This window comes from Edaphobacter sp., from assembly GCF_035532915.1.
Classification (GTDB): Bacteria; Acidobacteriota; Terriglobia; order Terriglobales; family Acidobacteriaceae; genus Edaphobacter.
The window spans coordinates 1-4,049 of record NZ_DATKQC010000083.1 but is presented as its reverse complement, the minus strand read 5'-3'; the positions used below and the strand labels follow the sequence as shown (position 1 = coordinate 4,049).

The following is a 4,049-nucleotide window of genomic DNA, read 5'->3' as shown; positions in this document are numbered from 1 at the left end:
GTGATAGTACTTGTCGGCGCGGACATCGATAGGGTGACGATTGAAGCGCTGTGGGTCCAGGTGGCTTATAAAGGTGTCTTCGTTCGAGTCGAGCCGAGCACCGAGGTGCGCAAAGTATCGGCCGTACTTCTCGTATATTGCACGCAATTCTGGCCCGGTTATAGCGAGCAGCGCCTGCGGCTCCAAGCCCATATGAAAAGTGGCGCTGTGACTGGTGGCAATCAGCCGCTTTTCATAGGTGAAGATCCCTAGGTCTTTTTCCCAACGGCGAGCTGGCGGGAACCAGGTATTGCCGAGGAAGTACTAATCAATACATGGGTTTGTAGACAAGGAAAAAATTCTATGGCATAATTAGGCCATGGCAATAAAAGGTAGGCGTTCCACTCCTGAAGAACGACTTCATGCAGTTCGCCTTCTGCTGGAAGGGGAGGATGCCGATACGATTGCGAAGTACCTCCAGACTTCCCGGGCTATGGTTTATCGGTGGAAGCAGAAATATGATCGCCATGGGCCGTCTGCGCTGGAAACGAAGAAGGCTAAAGGACCATCATCCCGCCTCACAGACGAACAAAAAGCTCAGGTCTTCAGGTGGATTGTTAACAAGAATCCGGATCAGCTCGAATTCGAAGACTTTGCGCTATGGACTCGCAAGATCGTTCGTGATCTAATCCGATGTGAATTCGGAGTTAAGCTGTCGGAGGTTCAAGTCGGGAGAATCCTTCGAGATATGGGTCTCTCGCCTCAGCGACCACTTTACCGCGCGTACCAGAAGAACCCCGACCGGGTGGACGAATGGAAGAGGGTCATCTACCCGAAGATCAGGGAGCGTGCCCGCCAGGAGGACGCGGAGATCTTCTTCGCTGACGAGGCCAGCGTCAAGACCAACCACCACGCCGGCACCACTTGGGCGCCCGTCGGCCAGACGCCTCTGATTGAAGTCTCTAGCGGTAAGCGTGAAGCGATCAACATGGTGTCAGCCATATCGCCGCGCGGACAGGTGCGGTTTCAGGTCGATGTAGGGCGAATGAACGCCGATCGCTTCATAACATTCCTCAAAGCTCTGCTCAAGAGCGTCCCGGATAAGAAAATCTTCCTGATCGCTGATGGCAGTTCCGTTCACAAGGCGAAGAAGGTCAAGGCGTTCATCGAGAGCAAAGGCGGCGACCGCATCGAGATGTTCATCCTGCCGCCGTATTCTCCGGAGCTCAATCCTGATGAATGGGTCTGGAACAACGTAAAGAACTCCAGGATCGGTCGGCAAATCGTGCAGAGCCGCGACGACTTGAAGGCTAAGGCGATCAGCGCTCTGCGGCGCCTGCAAAAGATGCCAAAACTCGTACTTGGATTCTTCCTGGATCCGAATCTAGCGTACGTTAGAGAATAGAGCGCGACGGCGGTAGCGATGTCTACAAACCTAATTCTCGGTTAGTAATTAGCGTGCGCAGGCAGAACCTCGTCGCGGAAGTATGCGAGCTGGCCGTCGATACCGCGATGCGTATCTTCGAACAGCTTCAAGCTATGTCGCGACCGGGCAACGATCGACTTAACATCGTTCGACAGGGATGCAGCAAGGGCGGGATCACTAGTGCTCAGCTTCCGGAATGACTCATGCACAAACAGCGACAGGTATGGTGCCAGACAAAGCGAAACTACGCCGGCAAACGACGCATATCTCCGGTCACTAAGATCGCGAGCTACATAACCAGCATAGGATGCGTCACTTGTTATTCCCTGCTGGGTGACGGTTTCCTCAAGCGTCATGACATTTATAAATTATTGATGAAAGCGGCATATTCACGCCTATATTGGCTGCAACGCGAAACAGTGTCAGCATGGCTCGGTTACTTTCCGCTGAGATTCGTCAAATGATCCTCGTAGCCGTGCAGATAGAGCGCGTGGTCACAGATGCTGGTGAGCATCTCGACCGCCGCGTCCCCCGACTCTCTGCCATCGTGCTCGGCGATCATGTAGCCGTGGAAGGAGCTTGACCGTGAGGAGCCAGCCACCGTAGGAAGGTCTCCGGCGTCAATGAGTTCCGCGATGCCTCGCCGGGCGCGGAGTTCCAGGCTGAGCTGTACAGGCGGCTCGCCGTGGGTAGCAAGACCGAGATCTTGGCTCAGGAAGTGGCCAAAGGCCCGGGGCACTTCGAGGGCCAGGACCAATGCCTCATGCCAGGCCCTGAATCCCGCAGGCGGCGCTGCACCGCCATCCTTGTCCCGTACTTCGATATGCAGCACCAGTTCGGCGGTTCGCGAATCATGCCCGTATCGCGCCAACCCGTCCTCGTTCAGGTTCAACGTGGCGGAGACGACCGGCACCTCCTGTTGGTCGGCACCGCTGACGAGCACCGCCTCATTGTGAATCCGGCCGTTGCTCGCATAGCTCATCCAGGAGAGATCGTCGTCGGCGTAGGTCAGCGCATCGATCAAGCCCGCCACCGGCTGCGAGCCGAGGAAGCTGAGGAAGCGTTCGCGCAACGCAGAGGTCGTGGGCGTCGGGCCGAGCGGGTCACAGGCCACCAGCACGCCGAACCGCACGGATGGGGGCCGGTCTTCCGACGACGGCCTCATGTAGCCGTGGTGCGAGAATCCCTTGTGCGTGATCATCATCAGCCCCGGCACTTCGTGGCCGTTGAGCGTAGGCCGCCACCGGCCGGTGAAGATCGGTGCGGGGAGGGCCTCGGCCGGCTCCTTTTCGGTCACTTCGATTGCCTCGGCAGCCTGGGGCGTCGGCCGCCGCTGGCCGATGAAATAAGTTGCCCCGCCAGCAGCCACCATGCCGCCGAACAGCCAGTACGGCCAGACCGGCCAGGCGAGCAGGGGAGCGGTGGCGATCACATAACCGACGATGCCGGTCAGGCCGGTGCCAGCAAGGCTCTTCCCCGCCAGATCTAGCGGCCGCTTCATGGAGACGAGCATAGGCCGGTGCTAGCTACTCAGGGCGAGTACGGCACGGCACGCCGGGTATGTCCGACCGGTGCAAGAGCAAGGGCGACCCGGACGTCCTGTTCCCATTCACGGCGGACGGCTGCACAGTGGCGAGCAAGACTTGCGTCGACGACATGCGCCCAGTCGACTTGGTCGTCTGGCAGCGTCGCCGTGAGCCGCAGCGGTGGGCAGCTCGCAAGAGTACCGTCTACTCAGACATCGAGGTCACCATCCAGGCGGCCTGGTCTGTAGCGCCCTACCGATCCTCTTGCCACCTGATTAGAAGTTTGAGAACGTTCGCTCCGCCTAGAACCGCGGCAGCGCCTGGGAGATGGGCAACGCGATACATGGCGTGCAGAACGTCGGCAAACGGTTGCCCCTCGAGGGCGAGTCTTGTGTCGGCCGCTTCCCGAATCTGCCCCGTTGCTTCGAGGCGAAGATAATCGCGAAGCATGGACTTACAGCGCGCAAAGGCGAGAGTTCTGCCGACCTTTAGATCCATTCTGTTGAGCTGGAAGACCTCGATTGTCTTCCATCCCTTTGAGGTAGTTCCCGCGTACTCTCCTTCACTAAAAGCCAGCGCAAGATGCTCAGAAGGCTCGTCGCGAGTGGGGTCAATTAATAGTGGGCTACCATTCACGTTGCATGGGAATGAATCGCGTTTAGCGTTACTATTGCAACTTGAGCAGGCAAGTAGATGATTCGGCCATTCAAAGGTTCGGAGGGGCGCAAATGTGACGGGCTCAAAGTGATCGATATCGGTACCACGGCTATCTCCACAGTACATGCAACGCTCGATTCCTACTGCCATGCGCGAGAGGGCACTCTTGACGCCAGCCCTTTCGTCTACGGCATTCTTCCATGAGCGACGCGCTGATCTAGCATCAGCTCCACGCGCGGTCAGTCGAGCAGTCCTGGAGTTGAGCCGACGGGTGAGTTCTTCTTCTAGGTCGACCCGTGTAATGCGGATCACGCGTTGCGTCCAAGGCGCGATGATACTTCGTCGACCCTTGCAGTCAGTGAACTAGTCAACGTTTCACTGAGCTCTGTGTATTCGGTAATTTCGGCCTCGGAGGCCTCCCCGCGGAGCACCCTTTTCTCAAGCGCCCCGAGTCGGCGCCT

The 4,049-nt window shown here is 57.9% G+C and carries 4 protein-coding genes; 2 read left to right on the top strand and 2 right to left on the bottom strand.

Features of this window, described 5'->3' with window-relative positions; all coding sequences use genetic code 11:
• Nucleotides 1-252: hypothetical protein (locus VMU57_RS04280; protein WP_325381134.1), on the top strand; the 252-nt coding region annotated here is incomplete at its 5' end.
• Nucleotides 253-358: 106 nt separating this feature from the next.
• A complete protein-coding gene (locus VMU57_RS04275) occupies nt 359-1,384 on the top strand; it encodes an IS630 family transposase (protein WP_325381132.1) in 1,026 nt (341 codons plus the stop codon).
• Between the two features lie 41 nt (nt 1,385-1,425).
• Here the strand turns inward: VMU57_RS04275 and VMU57_RS04270 are convergent, their stop codons facing one another.
• Nucleotides 1,426-1,761, bottom strand: coding sequence for a hypothetical protein (locus VMU57_RS04270; protein ID WP_325381130.1), 336 nt, complete (start codon nt 1,759-1,761; stop codon nt 1,426-1,428).
• 80 nt (nt 1,762-1,841) lie between these two features.
• On the bottom strand, nt 1,842-2,918 hold the full coding sequence (locus tag VMU57_RS04265) for a hypothetical protein (RefSeq protein ID WP_325381128.1): 1,077 nt from the start codon (nt 2,916-2,918) through the stop codon (nt 1,842-1,844).
• Nucleotides 2,919-4,049 lie beyond the last annotated feature (1,131 nt).